21 protein-coding genes and 1 tRNA gene are annotated in these 23,975 nt (G+C 64.2%); 12 read left to right on the forward strand and 10 right to left on the reverse strand.

Features of this window, described 5'->3' with window-relative positions; translation table 11 throughout:
* Nucleotides 1-75: 75 nt before the first annotated feature.
* Nucleotides 76-396 carry a quaternary ammonium compound efflux SMR transporter SugE gene (gene sugE, locus F0185_RS29245; protein WP_167231117.1) on the reverse strand — a complete coding sequence of 107 codons (321 nt, stop codon included), beginning with the start codon at nucleotides 394-396 and terminating at the stop codon, nucleotides 76-78.
* A 197-nt stretch (nucleotides 397-593) separates the two neighbouring features.
* A complete protein-coding gene (locus F0185_RS29250) occupies nucleotides 594-4,844 on the reverse strand; it encodes a tetratricopeptide repeat protein (protein WP_167231120.1) in 4,251 nt (1,416 codons plus the stop codon).
* Nucleotides 4,845-5,065: 221 nt separating this feature from the next.
* On the opposite strand from F0185_RS29250, the gene F0185_RS29255 reads away from it, so the two are divergent.
* The 4 genes from F0185_RS29255 (at nucleotide 5,066) to F0185_RS29270 (ending at nucleotide 7,265) form a co-directional block, all read left to right on the forward strand.
* Complete coding sequence (locus F0185_RS29255) at nucleotides 5,066-5,428, forward strand: DUF1304 domain-containing protein (protein WP_166894736.1); 363 nt, start codon at nucleotides 5,066-5,068, stop codon at nucleotides 5,426-5,428.
* A gap of 5 nt (nucleotides 5,429-5,433) precedes the next feature.
* Nucleotides 5,434-5,760 carry an ArsR/SmtB family transcription factor gene (locus tag F0185_RS29260; protein WP_167231123.1) on the forward strand — a complete coding sequence of 109 codons (327 nt, stop codon included), beginning with the start codon at nucleotides 5,434-5,436 and terminating at the stop codon, nucleotides 5,758-5,760.
* Between the two features lie 140 nt (nucleotides 5,761-5,900).
* On the forward strand, nucleotides 5,901-6,197 hold the full coding sequence (locus F0185_RS29265) for an ArsR/SmtB family transcription factor (protein WP_167231126.1): 297 nt from the start codon (nucleotides 5,901-5,903) through the stop codon (nucleotides 6,195-6,197).
* 9 nt (nucleotides 6,198-6,206) lie between these two features.
* Nucleotides 6,207-7,265 carry an alkene reductase gene (locus F0185_RS29270; protein WP_167231129.1) on the forward strand — a complete coding sequence of 353 codons (1,059 nt, stop codon included), beginning with the start codon at nucleotides 6,207-6,209 and terminating at the stop codon, nucleotides 7,263-7,265.
* Here F0185_RS29270 and F0185_RS29275 read toward each other — a convergent pair.
* Both F0185_RS29275 and F0185_RS29280 read right to left on the reverse strand, forming a co-directional pair.
* Nucleotides 7,262-7,828 carry a YceI family protein gene (locus tag F0185_RS29275; protein WP_167231132.1) on the reverse strand — a complete coding sequence of 189 codons (567 nt, stop codon included), beginning with the start codon at nucleotides 7,826-7,828 and terminating at the stop codon, nucleotides 7,262-7,264. The two genes, F0185_RS29270 and F0185_RS29275, sit on opposite strands and share 4 nt — an antisense overlap.
* A gap of 27 nt (nucleotides 7,829-7,855) precedes the next feature.
* Nucleotides 7,856-8,374, reverse strand: a complete 519-nt coding sequence (locus tag F0185_RS29280; RefSeq protein WP_167231135.1) for an SRPBCC family protein — start codon at nucleotides 8,372-8,374, stop codon at nucleotides 7,856-7,858.
* Nucleotides 8,375-8,552: 178 nt separating this feature from the next.
* Between F0185_RS29280 and F0185_RS29285 the strand changes: the two genes are divergently transcribed.
* Nucleotides 8,553-8,629 (forward strand) — tRNA-Arg (locus tag F0185_RS29285).
* A gap of 431 nt (nucleotides 8,630-9,060) precedes the next feature.
* Nucleotides 9,061-9,600, forward strand: coding sequence for an FxDxF family PEP-CTERM protein (locus tag F0185_RS29290; RefSeq protein WP_229477255.1), 540 nt, complete (start codon nucleotides 9,061-9,063; stop codon nucleotides 9,598-9,600).
* Nucleotides 9,601-9,835: 235 nt separating this feature from the next.
* On the opposite strand, the gene F0185_RS29295 is transcribed toward F0185_RS29290, so the two are convergent.
* From F0185_RS29295 to F0185_RS29315, 5 genes are all read right to left on the reverse strand, one after another.
* Complete coding sequence (locus F0185_RS29295; protein WP_167231141.1) at nucleotides 9,836-10,342, reverse strand: DUF8051 family protein; 507 nt, start codon at nucleotides 10,340-10,342, stop codon at nucleotides 9,836-9,838.
* Nucleotides 10,343-10,631: 289 nt separating this feature from the next.
* The gene (locus tag F0185_RS29300) at nucleotides 10,632-12,521 is read right to left on the reverse strand and encodes a sensor histidine kinase, YfiR-like protein-associated (protein ID WP_167231144.1); all 1,890 of its coding nucleotides are present in this window, start codon (nucleotides 12,519-12,521) and stop codon (nucleotides 10,632-10,634) included.
* Nucleotides 12,521-13,153 (reverse strand): TOL_0243 family YfiR-like periplasmic protein, encoded by a 633-nt coding sequence (locus F0185_RS29305; protein WP_167231147.1) that lies wholly within the window; start codon nucleotides 13,151-13,153, stop codon nucleotides 12,521-12,523. Before F0185_RS29305 ends, F0185_RS29300 begins: the two co-directional genes overlap by 1 nt.
* On the reverse strand, nucleotides 13,150-15,039 hold the full coding sequence (locus tag F0185_RS29310; protein WP_167231150.1) for a TOL_0244 family TonB-dependent receptor: 1,890 nt from the start codon (nucleotides 15,037-15,039) through the stop codon (nucleotides 13,150-13,152). The genes F0185_RS29305 and F0185_RS29310 overlap by 4 nt, the downstream gene beginning before the upstream one ends.
* A gap of 122 nt (nucleotides 15,040-15,161) precedes the next feature.
* Nucleotides 15,162-15,389, reverse strand: coding sequence for a hypothetical protein (locus F0185_RS29315; protein WP_167231153.1), 228 nt, complete (start codon nucleotides 15,387-15,389; stop codon nucleotides 15,162-15,164).
* Nucleotides 15,390-15,687: 298 nt separating this feature from the next.
* On the opposite strand from F0185_RS29315, the gene F0185_RS29320 reads away from it, so the two are divergent.
* The 6 genes from F0185_RS29320 (at nucleotide 15,688) to F0185_RS29345 (ending at nucleotide 23,209) form a co-directional block, all read left to right on the forward strand.
* Nucleotides 15,688-16,392, forward strand: coding sequence for a hypothetical protein (locus F0185_RS29320; protein ID WP_167231156.1), 705 nt, complete (start codon nucleotides 15,688-15,690; stop codon nucleotides 16,390-16,392).
* Complete coding sequence (locus F0185_RS29325) at nucleotides 16,389-16,592, forward strand: hypothetical protein (RefSeq protein WP_167231159.1); 204 nt, start codon at nucleotides 16,389-16,391, stop codon at nucleotides 16,590-16,592. The genes F0185_RS29320 and F0185_RS29325 overlap by 4 nt, the downstream gene beginning before the upstream one ends.
* 491 nt (nucleotides 16,593-17,083) lie before the next feature.
* On the forward strand, nucleotides 17,084-17,911 hold the full coding sequence (locus F0185_RS29330) for a response regulator (RefSeq protein WP_167231162.1): 828 nt from the start codon (nucleotides 17,084-17,086) through the stop codon (nucleotides 17,909-17,911).
* Nucleotides 17,912-18,032: 121 nt separating this feature from the next.
* Nucleotides 18,033-19,097, forward strand: a complete 1,065-nt coding sequence (locus tag F0185_RS29335; protein WP_167231165.1) for a cobalamin-independent methionine synthase II family protein — start codon at nucleotides 18,033-18,035, stop codon at nucleotides 19,095-19,097.
* Nucleotides 19,094-22,084 carry a hybrid sensor histidine kinase/response regulator gene (locus tag F0185_RS29340; RefSeq protein WP_370664087.1) on the forward strand — a complete coding sequence of 997 codons (2,991 nt, stop codon included), beginning with the start codon at nucleotides 19,094-19,096 and terminating at the stop codon, nucleotides 22,082-22,084. Before F0185_RS29335 ends, F0185_RS29340 begins: the two co-directional genes overlap by 4 nt.
* A gap of 135 nt (nucleotides 22,085-22,219) precedes the next feature.
* A complete protein-coding gene (locus F0185_RS29345) occupies nucleotides 22,220-23,209 on the forward strand; it encodes a GGDEF domain-containing response regulator (RefSeq protein WP_167231168.1) in 990 nt (329 codons plus the stop codon).
* Nucleotides 23,210-23,397: 188 nt separating this feature from the next.
* On the opposite strand, the gene F0185_RS29350 is transcribed toward F0185_RS29345, so the two are convergent.
* Nucleotides 23,398-23,805, reverse strand: a complete 408-nt coding sequence (locus F0185_RS29350) for a hypothetical protein (RefSeq protein WP_167231171.1) — start codon at nucleotides 23,803-23,805, stop codon at nucleotides 23,398-23,400.
* Nucleotides 23,806-23,975: the final 170 nt, after the last annotated feature.

The raw sequence follows: 23,975 nt of genomic DNA on the forward strand, positions 1-23,975 counted from the left end.
CGCGCTTGTCTTGTGCGGCGACGGCGACGCCACGGCGAAATTGGCACAAGCGCCAGCGTGGCGAGGGACCGCCAATCAGCCCGGCGAGAGCAGCTTGAGCCCCAGGATGCCGGCCACGATCAGGGCGATGCAGCCAAGGCGCATGGCGCCGGCCGGTTCGCCCAGCACCAGCATGCCGAAGATCGCCGTGCCGACCGTGCCGATCCCGGTCCAGATGGCGTAGGCGGTCCCCAGCGGCAGGTTACGCAGCGCCAGGCCGAGCAAGCCCACGCTGCCGGCCATGGCGGCCAGGGTCAGTACCGAGGGAACCAGGCGCGTGAAGCCCTGTGTGTATTTCAGGCCGACGGCCCAGCCGACTTCCAGCAAACCCGCGACGAACAAATAGATCCATGCCATGACAAACTCCTTGGTTGGCAAGGTCGTCCAAGCCTGGCTCCGTCAGTGGCAGGGTCGTCCCTGCCGGAGAAAAAGGTCGCTGAAGTATACCACCGCCAGGGCGCCTGTGCCCGGGCAGCGCGGCCGGGCATGGACGGATTGCGCGGCTGCTTGCGCATGTAGTCGTCCCGGCAGGCCTGGTCTTTCAGTGTCTCCGGTCACCTCGTTGACTGGTCGTGGTCCGGCGTCGGGGGAAGCTGCACTGTGTCCAGCGGAACCTGGTCCCAGTCAACCTGGCACGGAGCATGATACAGAAACGCCGTGCCGCTACGGGTATCGTAATACGGCGCGTAATGGCGCGCGCCGCGCGAGGCGGCTCCGTGCAGGAAGCGCGCCCGCTCATGTTCGCCGCGCTGGTAGTGCACGAGCCCCATCAGCCAGTGCGAGGCCCAGTCGTAGCGGTCGCGCTTGAGCGCCTGTTGCAGGTCGGCGAACGCCAGATCGAGGCTGCCCGCCAGCAGGTGCGCTTCGCCGCGGCAGCGGTAGGCGTAGCCGTGGGCCTCATCGCCGTCCTCGGCGTCCTCGTTATGGGCGACCGAGAGGGTAGCCCACGCGATCGCATCATCGAACCGGCCCAGGTACAAGGCACTGAGCGAGGCCAGGTCGAATCCCCGATTGTCGATGGCAATCTGTTCGGCCGGGAAGCACGTGCCCGCCTGGATGAACATGTCCAGCGCCTGCTCGTACGCTCCCGCGCCGAACAGGGCGTTGCCCATGCCGAGCCAGGATGGGTAGAAGCCGGGCGAGATGGCGGCCGACTTTTTATGCAGCAGATAGGCGCTGCGATGCTCGCGCGCGCCGGCCTGCGCTTGCGCGGCGCGGTGATACGGGTAGCAGGCCATGTCGACACCATGGCAAAGAATCGATTCACCGCGCGCCAGCGCCTGTTCGATCGCCGTGTCGACCCAGCCGTTGGCGTCGCTCCGCTCTTCCTCGACGATGCAGACGAACGGTTCGGCCAGCACGTGAATATCTTCATGCCACTGGAAGGCGGGATTGGGCAGGCCCAGGTCGTCGCAGTAATCGTCGCTGCCCAGGATGAAGATGACGGTGTCCGGGCTGATCGCCATGTCGTTGACGGTGTAGAACCAGACAAACAGGAAACCGGCGTCGAGGCGCAGTTCGGGGGCGGTGCGCATCGCGCAGTCGTCCTCGGCCTCCAGCCAGGCGCAGTCGGTGACGATGCGCCCCGCCACCGCATTGCTGGGGATGCGGGTCAGGCCGACCGAGCGCGCGTGCAGGTCGCCACCGACAAAATACACCCGGTCGATGCCGCGCGCGTCGCGCACGCCGGCGTCGCGTCCGTCCAGATACAGGTCGCCTTCGACCGCAATGTGGGTCCAGCTGTCGTCGGCGGCGTGCTGCAAGAGGGCGTCGTCGATCATGACATCGCCGGGCAGGAACAGGAGCAGCGCATCGCTGTCGGGCCAGCAGGCGCCGTTGTCGGTACTGCACGAACTGCCCGGTTCCTGAGGATCGCGCCGCTCGCCGACGCAGGCGTCGGGGAAGCGCTCCTGGAATTGACCGAGCGACAGGCGCTCGAAGCCGTCGAAGCTGGTAATGCGCCTGATCGCCTGGGGCGGCGCCGCCGTGGGCGAGAGCGCCGCGTCGCGGTCGGCCGGGCGCGTGTCGGCGTCGCACGGCGCTAGCGGTTCATCGAAGCTCGTCTCGTCGTAGTTGTCGTCAATCCCCGACTTCGCGCGCCACAGCGCCGCCTCGGCATGCATGCCGCGCAGATGATGGCAATAGCCGATCATCCACTGTGCCTCGGGCACGTTGTCGCCGTCGAAGTCCTCGCTGGCCGGGGCCTCGGCGACGGTGTGAAAGTCGGCCAGCGCCAGGTCGATATCGGGTGGCTCGGCGCACAAGGCGCCGTTGGCACGGTACATGGTCAGCCAGTCGCGATAGAGCTCGTCGCCGTGCTGCTCGATCAGAACGGTGAAGACGGCGCACGCCAGGGCATTCGGCACCTCGTCGGCGCAAGCCGGTTCGTCGCGCACGGCGGCGACGCAAAACTCCACGCTGCGCAACGAAAGCGGCACCAGCGCCAACTGGCCGGGCGCGGCCTCCATGGCGGCGGCGCATACGCTGGCGGTGCGCATGGCGACCGGCACGCTGCCCAGGCGCTTCGGGTAGGCCGCGATGAAGCGTTCGCAGGCGGACTGCGAAATCCAGATGGCCGGTATGTACGCCAGGCAGTCCGGATGCTGCGCAAGGCAAGCCTCGGCCACCTTGCGCGTCATGCATTCGGGCGCAATATGTTTGGGCTCGAGGTCGGCGCCGTCGGTGCGCGCCATTTGCCGCAGGATGAACGCTTCGTCCCAGAACACGCGCCAGCATCTGCTGGCCGCCCCGGTCCAGAAGTTGTTGTCCAGGCAGGCCGCTTGCCCGTGCCTGGCCACGATCGCGGGCCAGTCGGCATCAAAGCCCCAGGTGGCCTGCGCCAGTTCGTACAGGTCGCGGTCGAAGGCAAAACACGGGATGCTGTCGAGCGCCTTTTTGTAGGTCGCCACGGCCAGCCGCAGCACGGGCCTGGTGGCCCATGCCGGCAATTCGCTGGCGCTTGCGCCAATGTGCAGGACGGCGGCCGCCCGCATGTCGTCGCCCTGCAGCTCGGGCGGCACCTGGCAGAGACCTTCGCCCGCCATGACGGCGCGCAGGCACATGGCATGGTCGATCATGTGAGGCGGCAGATGGGACAGGCGCAGGCCACGCTCGGAGTTCGCCACCAGATCGAGCAGCGCGGCGTCGACCAGGCGCGCGGGAACATCGGCGATGTTGGAGGGGCAGCGCCGCACCATGTTTTCGGCTATCGCGCGCGTGAACGCCGCGTCGGGAAAATACTGGGTGAAGCTGACGTTCGGGCCCCACGAATACTGCTCCAGAACAGCCATGCACAGGGCCGGCGTGCGCAGCTCCACCGGCACGCGCTGTATGCAATTGGGATCCTGGTAGCGCAGATACACGCCCCAGAATGCTTCGTCGCGCAGCGGCGCCACGCCGGCGCTTCCAGGCTCGCCGGTCCAGCCGACATGGACCTGGGGCGGATACAGGAAATCGATCCCCGCGTGGCTGGCGTACGGCGCGGCAAAGGCGGGATTGACCGCCACCGCCCTGCCCTGGCACGCGGCCGCCAGCGCTTGCTCGTCGCGGCGGTAATGCAGGGCGCCCATCAGCCAGTTGCCGTAGCCGGTGCCGGGGTCGATCGCCAGTGCGTGCGCGAGATCGGCCTCGGCCAGCGCCAGCTGGTTCATTTGCAGACAGGCCTCGGCGCGCAGTTCGTACGCAAACGAGAGCTCCGACGGGTCCTCCCGCAGCGTGGTGGCGTGCCCGATCGCCAGCGTGGCCATGCGCACCGCCGTTGCGGCGTCGCCGCAGCGCACCGCGCACAGCGCCGCGTTTTGCGCAGCCTCGTTGACCATGCCAGTCTGGTTGTCCGGGAACAGCGCGCTGGCTTGCTGGTACAAGGGCAAGGCCTGGGCGAACGCACCTTGCGAAAACAGGGCGTCGGCCATGCCGCACCACGCCGTGTAGTCGCCCGGCGAGAGAGCCGCCGCCTGCTTGTACAGCAGATAGGCATTGCGGTAGTCGCCCAGCAGGATGGCGTCGGCGGCGCCCTGCGCAAACGGAACGCTGGCCATCGACACGTCCTTGCGCAGGATATCCTCGCCCGCGCGCAGGGCGCTTTCGATCTCGCCCTTGCGCCACTGCGGCTCGTTGGCCGTCGCGTGCTCGAACGGAAACAGGAAGCGCTGGTCGAGGATGAACACCATCGGGGCGCCGATGAAGACCGCGCGCGGGTCGGCAAAGACGCCCGCGTACCACCACTCGCCGCAGATGAACAGCACCGTGGACGGCGAGAGCGCCATCTGGCCGACCCGGTACCAGCACGCGAACAGGTACGGCGTCTCCAGCCGCACCAGGGGCGGATCGAGCACCATGACCGGCTCTTCGCCGATCAGCCATGCGCAGTCGGTGGCGGTGATGGCGCCTCCGACCGGTTCGTGCAAGTCGAAGCGGGCCAGATCGACAGTGGTGCAAAACACGTCGCCGCTGACATAAAACAGGTTGGCGGGCGCGCCGTCGACATGCAGATTGCCGTCCACCGCCAGCTTCAGATGAAAGTGCTCGTGCAGATCCTTCAAGCGCTCCTGCGAAATGAAGACATCGCCGGTAAGCAGGATGATGCTATCGGACGCGTAGTAGTCGCTGAAGGCGTAGTCGCCGTCCCCGGCGCCGTCCTCGTTGGTCTCCACATGCGGAAAGTGCGCGATGAACTCGCTGATGGTAATGGTCGGGTAGTCGCTCACGGGCCCCAGCGGGGTAAATTTGTCGTTCATCAGTTGTTGTTCATCAGGGCGGTCGATCAATATGGAGGCGCGCCGGCAGGCGGCCTTGTAGTCGAGCACGGCCGCCTCCACATGCGCGTGACGCCGTCCCAAGTGGCCGGGATGGAGAAATGGGTGGTCATCAAAGCCTGGAAGCGGTCGATCGGCGCGGCAGGCACCGGGGAACATTATTATAACATTAACAAGTAGTGCTTCTGCCAACGTTCCATCTCCAGCCAGTCGCCATGCGGCTTGCGCCCGGTTACACTACGCTTCCCACAATCCATAACAAGGAGCCATGAATGGCCATTGCCGCACAAGTGCTGATCGGTTTGATCCTGCTGGCGCACGTCTACTTCGTCCTGCTCGAAACGGTGCTGTTCAAGACGCGCGGGCGGCGCGTGTTCGGCCTGACAGCGGAAAAAGCCGAGATCATGGCGCCGGCCATGTCCAACCAGGGTTGCTACAACGGCTTCCTGGTGGCGGCGCTGGCGGTCGGCCTGCTCCATCCCCAGCCCGAGGTGGCGCGCGCGTTCGTCGTGTACGGCCTGGCCTGCATCATGGTGGCCGGGGTGTGGGGCGCGCTGACGGTCAAGAAGACCATCCTGTTCATCCAGACCGTGCCGGCGGCGATCGCACTGGCCTTGTACTTGCTGTCGCACTGAGACCGATGACGACGTCCGACTCAAACACAGCTGATTCGCCGGTCGACGCCATTCACAAGGCGCTGGCCAATCCGATGCGGCGCCAGATCCTTGCCTGGCTCAAGGAACCGCGCGTGCATTTCGCGCACCAGGAACATAACCTCGATGTCGGTGTGTGCGCCGGCCTGATCGACGCGCGCACGGGGCTGGCGCAATCGACCGTGTCGGCCCATCTGGCGGCGCTGCAACGCGCCGGGCTGATCAGCTCGCGCAAGGTCGGCCAGTGGATCTATTACAAGCGCAACGACGAAGCCATCAAGGCCTTCCTCGACCAGATCAACGACGATCTGTAGGCCTGGGCCCTGTTTCGCCGCCACCCGCGCCAGCTTTCGGGCGCGTCCGGCGGCAGCTCCCCTCCCCGGTTTTGCTCACTTGCAAGCAGGATCTTTTTATATATCGTAATATGACGATATTAGATTCGGAAAAACCCGATATGCAAATCGACGCCATTCACAAGGCTTTGGCCAACCCGATGCGCCGCCAGATTCTTGGCTGGCTCAAGGAACCGCGTGTCCATTTCGCGCATCAGGAACACAAGCTTGAGGTCGGCGTGTGCGCCGGCCTGATCGACGCGCGCACGGGACTGGCGCAATCGACCGTCTCGGCCCACCTGGCGGCGCTGCAGCGCGCCGGGCTCATCACCGGGCACAAGGTTGGCCAGTGGATCTATTACAAGCGTAACGAGGAAACCATCAAGGCTTTCCTCGACCATATGAACGAGGGACTTTAGGAGTCAAGCATGAGTACATTATTCGACCCGATCACCATTGGCGATCTGACGCTGCAAAACCGCATCATCATGGCGCCGCTGACGCGCGCCCGCGCCATCGGCGGCGAGCGCGTGCCGAACGCGCTCATGGCCGAGTACTACGTGCAGCGCGCCTCCGCCGGCCTGATCCTGAGCGAAGCGACCTCGGTCACGCCGCAGGGCGTGGGCTACGCCGACACGCCGGGCATCTGGTCCGACGCCCAGGTCGAAGGCTGGAAACTGGTGACCGAGGCCGTGCACAAGGCCGGCGGCAAGATCATGCTACAACTGTGGCACGTGGGCCGCATCTCCGATCCGGACCTGCTGGGCGGCGACGCGCCGGTGGCGCCAAGCGCGATCGCGGCCAAGGGGCACGTGAGCCTGCTGCGCCCGATGCGAGAGTATCCGGTGCCGCGCGCGCTGGACCTCGAAGAAATCCCGGGCATCGTGGCGGCCTACCGCAAAGGCGCCGAGAACGCGAAACTGGCCGGCTTCGACGGCGTGGAAATCCACGGCGCCAACGGTTACCTGCTCGACCAGTTCCTGCAAGACGGCACCAACAAGCGCACCGACAACTACGGCGGTTCGGTCGAAAACCGCGCCCGCCTGATGCTCGAAGTGACCGACGCCTGCATCGAGGTCTGGGGCGCCGGCAAAGTCGGCATGCACCTGGCGCCACGGCGCGATGCGCACGACATGGGCGACTCCGATCCGAAAGCGACCTTCGGCTACGTGGCGCGCGAACTGGGCAAGCGCGGCATCGCCTTCATCTGCGCGCGCGAGTCGCAGGGCGAAGGCCGCCTTGGCCCGTACCTGAAGCAGCAATTCGGCGGCGTGTACATCGCCAACGAAAAGCTGACCAAGGACAGCGCCGAAGCGCTGGTGGCCAGCGGTGAAGCCGACGCGGTGGCCTTCGGCATCTGGTTCATCGCCAATCCCGACCTGCCGCGCCGCCTCCAGCTCGACGCGCCGCTCAACGCGGCCCGTCCCGACAAGTTCTACGGCGCTAACGACGACGGCTACACCGACTACCCCGCCCTGCAAGCTTAATCAGCCACGGCTTCGACCTGGATGCGCAGGTCCACATCCATCTTGAAGCCGTATTCCTTGCCGGCGGTCAGGCCGAAGTCATCGCGCTTGATACTGCCGTAGGCGTCCGCCCCGCACAGCTCGCGCTTGAGCATCGGGTGCGGGATGCACTTGAAGCTCTTGATCTGCAGGTTGACCGGCCTGGTCACGCCATGCAGGGTCAGCTCGCCTTGCAGCTGGGTCGGGGCGCCCTCCTTGAAACCGGTCAGCTTGCCCTTGTAGCGCGCCACGCCGAACCTGGCGACATCAAACAGGTCCGGTCCGGCCGCCCATTTATTGAGGACGTCATGGCCGAAGTCCACGCTGGCCGGGTCGATCGCGATATCGACCATGCCGTAGCCGGCTGCCTTGTCGAGCGTCACCTTGCCCGAATTGCTGTTGAATTTGCCGCGCCAGACCGAGACGCCCATGTGGTCGGCTTCGAAACTGGGAAAGGTGTGGGTGGGGTCGATCTGGTAAGTGACCGGTGCGGCCAGCGCCGCGCCGGCGATGCCGGCCAGTAGTAAAAAGAACAGTTTTTTCATGATTGCTAACGGTCGATGCCAGGTTGGTCAAGCTTGTGCTGCGCTTACAGTGGCCAGGTATTGTTCGTAGACGTCGTACATGCCGCCGAATCCCTGCTGCATCGAGGCGTGGCCGGACTTGAAGGTTTCGAGCTCGACGTCGCTGGCGTCGATCGGCGTGGACACCAGCGTCAGCGTGGTCTTGCCGTCGGCTTCCGTCAAGGTGACCGTGTTGAGCACTTCCAGCGGCCACGTCGGACTCATGGCGTAAGCGATGCGATTGCCTTCGGCGTCGGCGAAGCCGTTGACGAACACCAGGCGCTCGGGCGCCGCGATCTCGCGATAATCGAAGCGGCCGTACATTTCCACGCCGGGACCGAAGCGCATGCAATAGTGAAATACGCCGCCCGGCCGCGCCTCGTGGCTGATCACGTCGATGGCGCAGCCTTGCGGCCCCCACCAGTTGCGCAGGTGCTCGGTCTCGGTCATGGTCTTGAATACAAGGGCGCGCGGCGCGTCGAACACGCGCGTGAGGTCGAAATCGACCGAAGAATCTGGGCTGGTCATGGTGTGGTTCCTGTGCTGAAGCGGTGGGTGAATGAAGCCGTTGGTAAATTAGCACTGGCTGGCGATCCGGGTCAAGCGGCGTCGGCATCGAGGCGCGGGCGGGACGGCGCAGGCCGGCGAAATTTTTTACTCAGGTAACTTTGACATTCGCGAAATCATTGCTATAATCTTGTCTTTCGCGGCTGTAGCTCAGTTGGATAGAGTACTTGGCTACGAACCAAGGGGTCGTGGGTTCAATTCCTGCCAGCCGCACCATTATTCGTAAGTTGAAAGGCCTGAAGAGCAATCTTCAGGCCTTTTTTCTTTTCCGATAACATTCTGTTGTTGTGTCACACTCTCTTACACTTTAACCTCGAGCCCAAGCTGAGCACGTTAAGCGAAGAAGCGCGCTCTTCCAAGGAGATCGGCGCGCGTTTGTGTAGGTATTGGCCTACAGTCAATACAACAGCTTGGTAATCTTTGTTTATTTGCATTAGAATCGGACGCGCTCCCCTATGAAAATGTAAAAATCGACTTATAGGGGAGTAATTAATTTGTCGATGCAAGAATGCCGAGGTGTTGCGCACACATTGTGTCGTAATGTCGATGTTGAACGCGCCTTTGCTAGCATGAAGCTCCCCGATTCTTGATAACCAGGCCGTCTTGCACGGCTGATTTTTTCTTACGAGGTAATATTTATGAAACATATGAAATCCCTGATTGCTGCGGCTGTCCTGGCAACCGCATCACTCGGCTCGTCGGCGGCATTCGCTGCTGATATTTCCAACAACCCACAGGCGCTGCCTGTGCTGGACAACACTGCCAACTTCGGCAGCTCGTTCTTGCTGAACAACCAGGGCAACACCTTTGCCGACAAGTTCCGCTTCTCGGTCACCCGCGTTGAGCATGACTTCGACGCCATCGTGTCGTCGATCACCCGCAACGACAAGACCGGCATGGACATCACCGGCCTGAGCCTGTTCAGCAGCACCGGCACCCTGATCACCTCCGGCACCCAGGAAAGCACTGGCGCGGTGGATATCTGGAGCCTGCGCGCGGACAGCCTGGGCCTGGGTAACTACTACCTGCAGGTCAGCGGCAAGATGGTGTCGGGCACCGCCGGCAGCTTCGGCGGCACCGTGATGCTGGCGCCAGTACCAGAACCAGAAACCTACGGCATGATGCTCGCTGGCCTGGGCGTGCTCGGCTTCCTGGCACGTCGTCGCAAGGCAGTCAAGCAAGCGTAATTTGCTTAGCTGAAAAAAAACGGAAGCTTCGGCTTCCGTTTTTTTTCGTCCCGCCGCAAGCGTACTCCGCGTTTGCCAGCGACGAGGCAAGCTGCGGTCCCTCCTCGTCACGGTTTCGTTTTGCGCTCACGGCATATTGCTTGAAACGAGCAGCATTGAGGGTCGCCGTGCGCTGTTGCTTTGGATCGAGTCAGTGGCGCGCTTCGCCCGCGTTGACCGCGATCTACTGGATTCATCAATGCATTGCATGATAGCTAGCAAAGATGACGATGCCTGCGCCGATGAGAATTGCCACTCCACCGGCAATCAGAAATGTTGGCTTTGCGCCCATCATTGTTATCGGATCATTCCCTGATGAGTTTTCACGTGCCAGTGCGAGGGACGCTCCTATCAGTGCCAGCGAGATGATCATTCCAATAGTTTCCCGCCTTTGCAAGAGGCTTGGCATCGGATCAAGCGAGACCGGAAAAATACTCAGGAGATCGAGAGCGTAGACGACGGCAAAGCCTGCACCAGCGATGGCTGTGGCATGCGCAGCCCATCGGCCGCCTTTCAGGACAAAATAGACGAGTGCCAAGCTGCCTATGCCCAGCGCCGTAAGGAATATATTGAACAGGATGACCGAAGCCTCCCCAATATTGGCAAAGTTCCTGGTCTCGATTGGCCCGCCTGGAACCATCGTTGCAAATAGCAGAACCGAGACCAAGGTCAGCGCAGCGACGAGTTTTCGCGTTGGTGTCATACTTTTTCCTGTCGTTTCGCCCCCGGCACAACCGAAAGGCGCTAGGAAAGCGCTGATCAATTGAGGTTTTCGGTGCAAGTGATGCGCTCAGCGGCGTCGCATTTTTCCGGCGCCGGAATTCTTGATTTTGGACCGTTGAAGGATGCAATTTCTCCAAATTTGAGGCATTCTCCCCGTTCTCTTGTCCTCAGGACGGGGCTCGGGTTTCCGAGACCCTGGTAGCCGGCATCGCCCATTGCTGCCACTTCATCACCATGCAACAGCGCGTATGCTTGCGTCACATGAGGTACTAGCTGCGCACCTTCTTGATCACGCTGCGGTTGCTCAGGATCTCCTCGATCTGCTCGAAGCGCACCGGCTTGACCATGTGATGGTCGAAGCCGGCCTCGAACGCCAGCTGGCGATCCTTTTCCTGGCCCCAGCCGGTCACCGCGATCAGCAAGGTCATCTGGCCGCACGACAGGCGCCGGATCCCGCGCGCCAGGTCGTAGCCCGACATCTGCGGCAGGCCAATGTCGAGAAACGCATAATCGGGGCAAAAGCGCGCCGCCGCCGTCAGCGCGTCCGGTCCGTTGTGGGTGATCACCACGCTGTGCCCCATGGCCGAGAGCAAGGCGCCGATGCTGTTGACAAAATCGACATTGTCGTCGGCCAGCAAAATCCGGTAGGTTTCCGAGGTCATGAAGGCGGCCGGGCTGGTCTTGGTCGGCATTTCGGGCTCGACCACGATCGGCAGGCGTACGATGAATTCGCTGCCGCGGTTGATGCCGGCGCTGTGCGCTTCGATACTGCCGCCATGCAGCTCGACCAGGCGGCGCGCCAGCGACAGGCCCACGCCCAGGCCGGCATTGGTGCGCTCCAGGGTCGAGTCGACCTGCACGAACATTTCGAACACGTGGTTGAGCATGTCGGGCGCGATGCCGATGCCGTTGTCGGCCACCTGGATGATCAGGTCGCGCTCTTCCACGCGCGCGCTCAGGGCGACCCGCCCGCCACGGTTGGTATACTTGGCCGCATTGTTGAGCAGGTTCGACAAAATCTGCGCCAGGCGCGTGGCGTCGCCATGCAGGAACACCGGCCGGTCCGGCAGGTCGATCGCCAGTTCGTGGCCGTGCAGCTCGATGTACGAGCGCACCACTTCCAGCGCATCGTTGACCACGGCTTTCAACTCGACGCGGCCCATCTTGATGGCGAATTTGCCGGTATTGATGCGCGACACGTCCAGCAGGTCGTCCACCAGCCGCACCATCTGGCGCAGCTGGCGTTCCATGATGTCGGTGGCGCGCTGGGTGGCCTGGGCGTCGCCGCTGCGGATGCGCAGGATGTCGAGCCCGGTGCGGATCGGCGCGAGCGGATTGCGCAACTCGTGCGCCAGGGTGGCCAGGAACTCGTCCTTGCGGCGGTCGGCCACCAGCAGCGCTTCCTCGGCGCGGTGGCGCACCTGCATTTCGTGCTCCAGGGTCAGGTTCGCTTCCTGCAGGGCGTGCGCGCGGCGCCCGATTTCGGCCAGCATGTCGTTGAACGCCGCCACCAGCACCCCGATTTCGCCGCTGTTATTGCCCGGCACGCGCAGGCTGAAGTCGCGCCGCTGCATCACTTCGCGCGCCACGTTGGTCACCGCCAGCAGCGGCCGGGTGATGCCCTGTTGCAGGCGGGACGCCACCAGCGCCGCGATCACCAGCGAGACCAGGAGCACGATGCCGAGGATGGCCGCGTAGTTGAGCAGGCGCTCGACCAGGCCGAAGCGCGCGCGCAGGTACACCGTGCCGAGCACTTCGCCATTGTCGACAATGTTGTGGTACACCACCAGCTCGCCATGGTCGATGGTGTAGCCGGGCCGCCCCGGCTTGACCGGATACGAGGGCTCGAGCGAGCCCTGGGTGTAGGACGCGAAGCGCACCCCGGCGCTGGTGTAGACCGCGGCCGACAGGATTTGCGGGCGCACCCGCAGCACGGCCAGGTTTTGCTGCGCGCTCCTGGCATCGTTGAAGGCCAGCGCCGGGGCGCTGACGCTGGCGATGATGTCGGCCTGGGTCATCAGGTCGTCAACCCAGTATTGCTGGAAGGTGCGCAGGTCGTACAGCAGCATGGCGATCGAGGCCGCCAGCAGGGCCACGAAGGTGGTCGAGACGGCCATGAGGATGAGTTTGCTACGGACGGAGCCGCTGTCGTGTTGCATCACGGTGCTCCCTTGTGAACGTGATTGGCCACTGTCAGCAGGCGCGAACTGAGCTTGACGCTGTTCCGGTCGGCCGCTTCCAGCGAGACATCGAAGCGCACGCGCTCTTCGACGATCCTGAAGTTAATGACACTGCCTTGTTGCAGTCCTTGTTGCGATTCGGTCACGACCAGGGTCGGCATGGCGCCGATCGCGCGCAGCGCCGTGCGCAGGCGCGCCGGATCGTCGCCGCCGATGAACAGCAGGTGCACCCCGGCCAGCGGATCGTGCTCGCGCAGCGGGCGCACCAGCACCGCCCTGCCCTGCACCGCGCGTCCGGCGACGATGCGCGCCAGGTCGGCCGCCAGCTCGTCGGCGCCGGCCACGCCGATCACCAGCGGCGCGTTCGCGTCGGCAAAAGCCGAGGCCGGAAACTCGGCGTAGCCCAGGAACTTATACAGGAACGCGGCCTTGATGCTGCGTTCGGGCAGCACGGCGCCGCCGGCCGGCAGCGCCGCGCGCACCAGCGACGGGGGCAGCGCCAGCGCCATGGCCAGTCCCAGCAGCAGCGGCATGGCGCATGCGGCCAGGCGCGGCGGCGGGTGGCGCGGGGTGCTCGAGGCGCGGGGCGGCATGGCGAACAGCGCGCTCAAAACCGCGCGCTCAGCTGGAGCGACACGGCGCGCTCGATCATGCGGCGCGTGGCCGGCGCGCCGAACTCGGCGTGCGAGGCATGCAGCAGGTTGTGGCCCGACAGTGCCAGCTCCAGGCGCGGGCGCGGCTGCCAGGCCATGCGCACGTCGAGTTCGTAGTAGGCCGGCACCATCGGCTGCGGCAATTGGCCGACCCGGCGCAGCGCCAGTTCGGCCTGCAGCGCGTCGGACAGTTCGTGCGAGGAGCGCAGCGACCAGTAGCTGCCCGGATCGTTGGTGGCCACGCCGAACGCGGCCGATCTGTCGCGGCTGGCGGGGTCGAGGCTGGCGTCGATATCCTGCAGCACCAGGCCGGCCACCAGGCGCCAGCGCGGCGCGGCCTGCCAACGGCTCCAGAATTCCAGGCCGCGCGTGTTGGCCTCGCCCAGGTTGGCGAACTGGGCGCCCTGGGCGGACGGACGCGGCTCCAGGGTGCGCAGGCGGTCGTAATCGCTGGCGAAGGCGGTCAGCGAATACGACAGGCTGGGGAGCGGCTGGGCGCGGTAGCCGATTTCGGCCACGCGCACCGTTTCGGCGACAAACGCCGGCCCGCCGGCGATGCTGTAGCCGCCGCTGGCGTTGCGCACGTATAAATCGCGGTCGAAGCGCGACGGCGCGCGCACATTGCGCGAGAGGGCCGCCCACACCACGCTGGTGGGACTGGCGTTCCAGGCCATGCGCATGCTGGGCAGCGTTTCCATGCCGGTGTACGTATTGTGTTCCAGTTTCACTCCAATGCTCATCCGCAGGGTACTGCTCAGTTCTATCTTATCCTGCGCGAACACATTCGCCCAGCGCAGATCCTTGTCCGCAGGAAAAAATTCCAGCGAAGTGCCGCCCTTGACCCGGTCCCAGGCATGCCGGTAGCCGCCGCCCCACAGCACGTTGTGGCGCCGGCCCAGGCGCGCGCCGTGCTGGAATTCGAGGTCGACGGTGTCGAGGCGCTGGGCGCCGGTGCCGTCCTGCACCCGTTCGGTATGGTCGAGCGAGGCCTGGACGCGCCAGTCGCTGCCCTCGCCCAGGGCGCCGTTGGCCCGTCCCAGCAGATTGGCGCCGCTGCCGCGCATCTCGGCCCCGCCGCGCCGGTGCACGCTGGTGCGGTACAGGTCGGCGCTGGCGCTGGCGGCGCCGCTGGCGTGTTTCCAGTCGCTGCGAAAGCCGGCCTGGCGGCGCTCCATGCCGCCGCCGGGCGCATCGGGATAATCGTCGATGTCGATGGCCTTGGCATACACGCGGTAGGCGCCGCCGTCGTCGAGCCGGCCACCCTGGCGCACGGTGGCGCCGCGCTCGCGGCGGCCGGCGTCCATCGACAGCAGCGCCCCCTGGCTGCCGGCGGCGTTGCGCGTGATGATGTTGATCACGCCGTTGACCGCGTTGGCGCCCCAGATGGTCGCGCCCGGACCGCTGATGACTTCGATGCGCTCGATGTCTTCCATCACCACATCCTGGGCATCCCAGAACACGCCGGAAAACAGCGGCGAATACACGCTGCGCCCGTCGATCAGCACCAGCAGCTTGTTTTCGATGGTGCTGGAAAAGCCGCGCGCGGTGATCGCGTAATTGCCGCCGTCGCTGCGCGCCACCTGCAGGTTGGGCGCCAGGCGCAGCGCCTCGGGCAGGCTGCGCGCGCCGGCGCGCTCGATATCGCTGCCGGCGATCACGTACAGCGAAATGGGGGCGTCGGCCAGGCGGGCCGGCTGGCGCGACACCGAACTGACCACGATGTCCGAGAGCTGCTCCAGCGAAAAATCGAGCAGGGACAACTGCTCCACTTCCGCGCGCGCGCCGGCTGCATGCAACAAGCCGGCGCATGCGATGGAAATGGTCAGGAATGGCAGTCTACGCATGCTTGCTATCGTAGAACATTTTCTGTCATGCACAAAGCAGCGCACGTTAACAGCTATTCGTTACCGTTGGTTTCTTGCTTGTCGTGGCAGCCGGCTTGCAACAAAGCGGCGTCAGCGCCGCTTCACACGCCGAACTCGGCCGCCGCCTTGGCCGCCCACAAGGCTTCCTGGTAGCTTGGGTAGGGAATGTCGTAACTGTCGATGGCGCCATCGTCGCCGATGAAACTGGTCCACCAGCCGTCGGCGGCGGCTGAAATGGCGATGTCGCCCGGCTTGCAGTGCTCGCCGATCGGCTCATCCTGCCCGAGCACGACGATGTTGACTTTCCTGTGTTTGACGATACTTGCCATGAATCACCCCTTGTTTGTATTTGAGCTATAAACAGAACGGATAACTGACATCACAAACATCAATTAGATTTATTTTCCGCAACGCAGCATACTGCATCTGTCTCCTCTATTCTCCTCCAAGAAAATAGATTCAGCCCGCTCTCTGAGCGGGCTTTTTTTTGCCTGTGTGTTCAGCGCTCGCATAGCGAGCGGCAGCCGCTTCCGCCACGGCCCCAAGTGCATCCCGCGGAATTGATTGCGATCAAACCGTCCTCTCGTTTCACTCAACGCGCACCCTGATCCGCACTACCATCGGTCGATGCATCTACTTGAATCGCTGCGCTACTACCTTGGGCTTCCCTGGAAAAGTAATCCGCCAAGTCAGGTTGACGCCATCTTGAACCGCCGGGCGCGGGTCTTACTCGGCGGCAAACGTGTTGAGATTGGCGGCCGGGTACTTACCCGTAAACAAATCCAAATCCTGTCCGGCTGCCCAGGTGGTGGCTCGGTTCGTCTGATCACCATGCGCAGCGATATTCAAATGGTGGTGACGCATGCGCAGTTCATTCGACAATGTAATATCATCGAAATCCGGAAGGCGCGCGATGGCCACGTCCTTTACCTGGACTATATCTGGTTCACCAACGCCCCTTCCGGCTTCGGAGCAATCACGTTCCTGCGGATGGCGCAGCTTGCCAAAACCCTCGGATTGGTGCGTATTGAACTTCTGGCAGCGGGCGGGACCGGTGCGAAGGGCCGCAGTTGGTCCGAACACTTTTGGGGCTACGAATATTGGCCACGGCTTGGTTTCAACGCCCCGCTACACGAGACAATACGTCAACAACTCCAAACTCATCCGCTACTTTCCACCGCCACGACGGTGTCTGAAGTTATCCAGACCGACCTCAACTGGTGGAAGCGATATGGGGACGGATGGGAAATGACTTTCGACCTCGCGGACGGAAGTCCCTCATGGTACACTTTGAATGCCTACATCGCTTCTCGAAAGGGACTTCTGTCATGAACATTGACGCATTCTTGAAAAGGTCCGGCATCGCTCCTGAGATAGCATTTCTGCGCGATATCTTTTGCAGTCGTCGTGGCAAAATTGTCCGTGTCGAAGATCTGGCGATCACGCCCAAGCGCACTGACGAGCAAATCCGGCGGGCCATCCGTGAAGGCCGCGTTGCGGAGATGTCCGCGCGCGACGCTGGCGCCTCATGACGATGCGACGCACTTCGTGCCGTTTGCGTTTGACATCACTGGCATCAGCAAATTTCCTCGGGAAAAGGCTGGAGTGCTGGATGGGAAGCTCATTGAGTGATTGGTAGCAATCGGCTCGGTGGTTCACCTTGTGCACGGCACGCAGCGCATCCCAATGAGAGTCAAAGGTGTCGTCATTGACTCGGCAAATCCCCCCGATTACGACCTGAGCCTGACCATCGATCTGCGCGAAGCGGCGATGGCGCTTGCTTGCGTCGGCGACCGACTGGTTCATCGCTGACCGATCGGAGGAGTATTTTTGAGGGCCGTCGCTTGCACAAAGCTGCGGCCTCGCGCGTTTACGCCCAGCCATCCGATCAGCGTTGCAACGCACGCCCGCGCCCATCCCAGCCCTCAGCAAAAAGCCGATTTGCCCCCTTTTGGTGTACGATTCGCTCATGTTTTCGTTTCTACAACTACAACCGTCCCCCTTTTCATGAAACAGGCTTCTCATGCACGCATCTGGTAACAGCGCCGGAGTCGCCAGCGCCGACTGGAGCACCACCGACCTGGGCGAACCGCAGTCCTGGCCCGCCACCCTGCGCCTGGCGGTCGACATCGTCCTCAACACGCCGCTGCCGATGCTGCTGGTGTGGGGTCCGCGCCGCATCATCGTGTTCAACCATGCCTACGCCGAGCTGGCCGGTCCGCGCCATCCGCGCGCGCCGGGCGGGCGGGTGCCCGCGGTCTGGCCGGCCCCGCTCGCCGCCAGCCCGGCCACCCTGGACCTCGCCCTCGCCGGCGAGGTCCGCCAGCTCGAACGCCAGCAGCTCGGTTTCGTGCGCGACGGCGCGCTCGCATCGGCCGACTACGATCTCTACTTCACCCCGGTGCGCGATGGCGAGGCGGTCGGCGGCGTGCTGTGCGCGCTGACCCCGAGCGCGCCGCTGGCCAGCGTGCCCGCCCCGGCCGACGGCCTGCGCATCCTGGTAGTCGAAGACAACCTCGATTCGCAATACCTGGTGGTCGAAATGCTCAAGGCTTTCGGCCACGAAGCCGAAGGCGTGGGCGACGCCGAAAACGCGCTGGCGCTGATGGCGCACAGCCGCTACAACGTGCTGTTCTCGGATGTCAGCCTGCCCGGCATGTCCGGGGTCGACATGGCGCGCGAGGCGGTGCGCCTGTACCCCGGCCTGAACGTGATCTTCGCCTCCGGCTACGGCGACGCCCTGCTGCGCCACGTCGAGTTCGCGCACCAGTCGCTGCAAAAGCCCTACGAACTCGAACAGCTGCAAGCGGCATTGGCGACAATCTCCCGGCGCCGGCCCGCCGGAGTATGATCGACACTAGCGTGTGGCGCGGCGCCGGTCGGCTAGAATCGCAAGGCGCCGCCCGATGCAGTAAGCAGGAGACGTTGCGGGGGCCGCCCCCGCCCATTTCTTCACGATTGCCGACAGACAGATGATGATTCCCACCGAGCCAATCGGCAGCATACCTCGGCCAGCGGCCCTGATCGCCGCGGTCGACAGCGGCACGCTCAGCGAGAGCGAACTCGACGCGCTGTACGAGGACGCCGTGCGCGACACCATCGCCCGCATGGAAGCGACCGGCTCGACCGTCATCAGCGATGGCGAGCAGCGCAAATACCACAATTTCCTGACCTACTGCGTGCATGGCTCGCCCAACACCGCGCCGGACGGCTTCCAGATCCCGTTCGCGGACGGCCACACGCGCCGCATGCCGCGCCTGATGCGCGCCCCGTTCCACTACGAACGCTACGCCGACAGCTACCTCGCGCTGGCGCAGCGCTATGCCACGGTGGCGGTCAAGCAAGCCGTCATTTCACCCTCGGCCCTGTCGCTGATGTACCCGCCCGAAGGCTTGCCCGGCTACTCGCGCGACCAGTTCATCGACGACCTGCTGGGCGAGCACGAGACCGAAATCCGGCGCTGCCTCGACCAGGGCGCGCACAAGGTGCAGGTCGACTTCACCGAAGGCCGGCTGGCCATGAAGCTCGATCCGAGCGGCGAGCTGCTGTCGAGCTTCATCGACCTGAACAACCTGGCGCTGAACCGTTTTTCGACTGCCGAGCAAGCCCTGATCGGGGTCCACACCTGCCCCGGCGCCGACCGCGACTCGACCCACAGTGCGGACGTCGACTACGCCGAACTCCTGCCCAGCCTGTTTGAGCTGAAAGTCGGCAATTTCTACATCGCCATGGCGCGCGAGCCGGACCCGGTGCGCGTGCTCAAGATCATCGCCCAGTACATCCGGCCCGGCCAGCGCGTCTTCATCGGCGTGATCGACCCGATCGATCCACGCATCGAAACGCCCGAACTGGTGTGCCAGCGCATCTTGCAGGCGGCCGAGTTCATTGCCCCTTCCCAGCTCGGCAGCACCGACGACTGCGGCTTTTCGCCCTTCTGCGACGACCGTTCCACCAGCCGCGATACGGCCTTTGCCAAGATCGCCGCGCGCGTGGCCGGCACTGCGCTGGCGTGCGCCATCCTGCGGGAGCGCCTGTGACCGACGACCGCGACGAAACCGAACTGATGCGCTCGGTAGCATTGCGCAACGCCAACAGCGTGCTGGCCGCGCGCCAGCGTGCCCAGCAAGAGCTGACCGAAACCAAGGACGCCCTGCGCCAGGCCAACACGCGCATGGAAAACATGCTCGAAAGCCTGACCGATGGTTTTTGCGCGGTCGACCGCAGCTGGCGCATCACCTACATCAACGCGCGCGCGCTGCAACTGCTGTCGGCGCGCGGCAAGCCGCGCGAGGCCCTGCTGGGCCGGGTCATCTGGGACGAGTTCCCCGAACTGCGCGACAGCGGCGTGGAAGCGCAGTACCGGCGCGCCATGGATTCCCAGGAAACGGTCAGCTTCGAATTCTTTTACACTAGCCTGGGCAGCTGGTTCGACCTGCGCGCCTATCCGTCCGACGATGGCCTGACCGTGTACTTCCAGGACATCACCAAGCGCAAGGCCGACGAACAGGCCCTGCTCGACGGCAGCAGCCGCCTGCAGGTGGCCTTGTCGGCCGGACGGCTGGGCGACTGGCGCTGGGACGCCGGCGCCGACCGCGTGACCCTGGGCGCGCGCGCCGCCGAAATCTTCGGCTTGCCGGCGGAAACACCGCTGCCCTGGGACAGCCTGCGCGAACGCCTGCACGACGGCGACAAGGACATGGCGCGCACCGAATTCTTGCAAGCCTTCGCCCAGCATACCGACCTGAACATGGAGTGCCGGGTCGACCGCCCCGACGGCGACCAGTGCTGGATCGCCGTGGTCGGGCGGGCCGACTACGACCGCGACGGCATCGTGCTGGGCATGACCGGCGTGGTGCAGGACATCAGCACCCGCAAGAGCGCCGAAGACACCCTGCGCGAAAGCGAAGAAGTGCTGCGCGCGCTGGCCAATTCGATTCCCCAGCTGGCCTGGATGGCCCAGGCCGACGGCGCCATCGTCTGGTTCAACAAGCGCTGGTACGAATACACCGGCACCACGCCCGACCAGATGGTGGGCTGGGGCTGGCAATCGACGCACGACCCCGACGTGCTGCCGCAAATGCTGCAGCGCTGGCACGAATCGATCCGCACCGGCAATCCGTTCGAGATGGAATTCCCGATCCGCGGCGCCGACGGCCAATACCGCTGGTTCTTAACGCGCGTAAACGCCGTGCGCGACCGCCTCGGCCACGTGGTGCGCTGGTTCGGCACGAATACCGACGTCGACCAGGTCAAGCGCGTGCAGCAAGCCCTGCGCGACGAATCGAACGTGCTCGAACTGCTCAACAGCACCGGCAGCGCGCTCGCTTCCCAGCGCGACCTGCGCTCGCTGCTGCAAACCGTGACCGACGCCGCCACCGGCATCAGCGGCGCCCGCTTCGGCGCGTTCTTTTACCATGGCAAGGATAGCGACGGCGACCTGTTCACCCTGCACACGGTGGCCGGCGTGCCCCCGCCCGAGTTCGAGATCGACGGCGAACTGCGCACCAGCGCGCTGTTCGGGCCGAACCTGCGCGGCGAAGAGGTGTTGCGCTCGGACGACATCCGGACCGACCCGCGCCATGCGGCATTCCAACCCCATGCCGGCCTTGCCGACGAGCAAGCCGGCGTGCGCAGCTACCTGGCGGTGCCGGTGATCGCCCGTTCCGGCGAGGTGCTCGGCAGCCTGTTCTTCAGCCACCCCGAAACGGCCATCTTCAGCGAGCGCACCGAGCGCATCGTGGGCGGCATCGCGGCCCAGGCGGCGGTGGCGATCGACAACACGCGCCTGTACGAAGCGGCCCAGCACGCGGCCGACGAGCGCAAGGTGCTGCTGGAAAGCGAACGCTCGGCGCGCGCCGAGGCCGAACGCACCAGCCAGATGAAAGATGAATTCCTGGCGACCCTGTCGCACGAGCTGCGCACGCCGCTGTCGGCGATCCTGGGCTGGGCCCAGGTGCTGCGGCGCGGCAGCCGCGACCAGGCCGACCTGCAACGCGGCCTGCAAACCATCGAGCGCAATGCGCGCGCCCAGGCCCAGCTGATCGAAGACTTGCTCGACATGAGCCGCATCACCTCGGGCAAGGTGCTGCTTGACATGCAGACCATTTCGCCCACCGTGTTCATCGACGCCGCCATCGAAACGGTGCGCCCGGCGGCCGACGCCAAGAACATCCGCCTCGACAGATTCGTCGCGCCAGGCGTGGGCATGATCGCCGGCGACCCGGCCCGCTTGCAGCAGGTGATCTGGAACCTGCTCTCGAACGCCATCAAGTTCACCTCGCGCGACGGCAATGTGCGCATCGAACTGCGCGCCGTCGACGGCCATGTGGAAATTGCCGTGCACGACACGGGGGTCGGCATCAAGCCCGAATTCATGGCGCACGTGTTCGAGCGCTTCCGCCAGGGCGACGCCTCCACCACGCGCAAGCACGGCGGGCTGGGGCTGGGCCTGTCGATCGTCAAGCACCTGATCGAGCAGCACGGCGGCACGGTGCGCGCCGACAGCCCCGGCGAGGAACGCGGCGCCACCTTCACCATCGAGTTGCCGGCAGCCAACCGCCAGAGCCCGTCCGCGCGCGCCGGCCGCGCTCCCACCCTGCCGATGGCGCCGCTCACGCCCGACATCCTGTTGCGCGACCTGTCGCACCTGAACGTTCTGGTAGTTGACGACGAACCGGACGCACGCGACCTGATACGTCGGATATTATCTGACTGCAACGCCACGGTACGCACCGCGGCCAGCGCCGCCGATGCCCTGGCCGAGTTCCGTGTGTCACCGCCTGACTTGCTGGTGAGCGACCTGGGCATGCCGGATGTGGATGGCTTTGAGCTGCTGGCGCGGGTGCGCGCGCTCGGCCACGCCGGCGGCGGCGACGTGCCGGCGGTGGCGCTGACCGCGTTTGCCCGTTCGGAAGACCGGCTGCGCGCGCTGGAAGCGGGATTCATGGCGCATATCGCCAAGCCGGTCGAGCCGAGCGAACTGATCGCCACAGTGGCCACGATGGCGGGGAATGGTCCTCGTTAGCCTGGAATTGGAGTCCTACCGGCGCACGCGGCGCTGTCCTACAAGAAATGTTCGATACACTGTTACACTAGCAACATATTAAAATCGCGCGTGCGCTCTTTGCCGCACGCCCCTCCGCCTTGACCGAGACTATGTATGCCAAGCCGAGAAGACATACTGAACGCAAAAATACTGGTTGTAGACGATTCGTCCGACAATATCGAACTGATGGAAGAGATATTGCGCGAACAAGGATACAACTGCGTCAGCTCGACTATGCTCCCCGAACAAGTCTGCCCGCTGCACCGCCAGCACTGCTACGACCTGATCCTGCTCGACCTGCAAATGCCGGGCATGAACGGCTTCCAGGTCATGAAGGGCCTGAAAGAAATCGAACAGGGTGGTTACTTGCCGGTGCTGGCGCTTACCGCCCAGCCGACTTTCAAGATTGCCGCGCTGGAAGCGGGCGCGCGCGACTTCATCAGCAAGCCCTTCGATTTGCTCGAAGTACACAAGCGCATCCATAACATGCTGGAAGTGCGCCTGCTCTACAAGGAATTGGCGCAATACAGCAAGGCACAGCAGGAACTGGCGCTGCACGACCCGTTGACGGGGCTGCCGAACCGGCGCCTGCTGGAAGACCGCATCGAAACGACCTTGCAGCACGCCAACCGCAATCATCACAAGGCCGCGATCATGTATCTCGACCTCGATGGCTTCAAGGCGATCAACGATACCTATGGCCATGCGTATGGCGATGAAGTGCTGAAAATTGTCGCGCAGCGCCTGGTGGCGTCCTCGCGCAAGGAAGATACCGTGGCGCGCCTGGGCGGCGATGAATTCATGGTGGTGCTGGGCGAAGTGTCCGGCCTGGTCGACGCGCACGGGCCGGCGGCCAAGCTGGTCGAGGCGGTGTCGGAGCCGTTTTTCATCAACGACCTGACCTTGCGCCTGTCGACCAGTATCGGGATCAGCATTTATCCGGATGACGCCGAGACGGTGGAAGCGCTGATCAGCATTGCCGATTACGCGCTGTACGAGGCCAAGCGCGGCGGCAAGAACCGTTTCTGCGCAACATCGGCCACGCCAGCCACGCCGACCACGCCGCTGGTGCAGGATTCCGTGGGCGTGGCGCCACGGCGTTGAGGTAGCCAATGACGGGCGCGGGTCGCCTGTTGCCCTGCTCCGCCCTCCGAACATCGACGTACAAAAACCTTCCCACAAAACCAAAAACCGTCGTTTCCACGCCAAGGCGGCCCTCGGCGGGAACGACGGTTTCAGGGTGATCGGCTACGAATGCAGGAAAGCGTTACGCCCCCTGCGCCCGGCCGATGTTAACGCCCCTTGCCACCCTGCTTGGTACTGGCCTCGATCGACTTCGCATGCTGGTGATCGGTGCTGGCGTTGACCATCTCCGGCGGTACTTCAATGCGCGTAATACCCGAGTCGACCGAAATCGGATCGCTGGCCGGGAAGGTCATCTCGACCGCATCGTCAAGCAAGGTTTCTTTGGCGGCTTGCTCGGAGGTATCGCACTCTTCGTCGGCCAGGACATTAATCGCGCTGGCCCACTTGACGAACTTCAGGTTGGCCAGGTCGCCGATGGTGGTGATATTGAACGCTTCGTGCAGGGCCTTGGCGTCCTTGGTGCTCAGCCCGCGCATGGCGGACAGGGGCGCATTGCGCAGGTCACGGAAACATTTGCCGGTAAATTCGGCATCTACGATGGTGTTGATATTCATGGCTTACCCTTTTCAATGTGCCACGCCACGATGGTGGCGATGAACCGTGTGCCGTTCGGTTGGGCCGTCCGGCAGCGGTTGTCCTGTTGTCACTATCGCATACGCCCACCCCCTCGTATGTGCGTTAGCGTACCTTGCATTGCGTTGCTACCCTATTCGCTTGCATTTTG

It is taken from the genome of Massilia rubra (genome assembly GCF_011682065.1).
Lineage (GTDB): Bacteria > Pseudomonadota > Gammaproteobacteria > Burkholderiales > Burkholderiaceae_D > Telluria_A > Telluria_A rubra.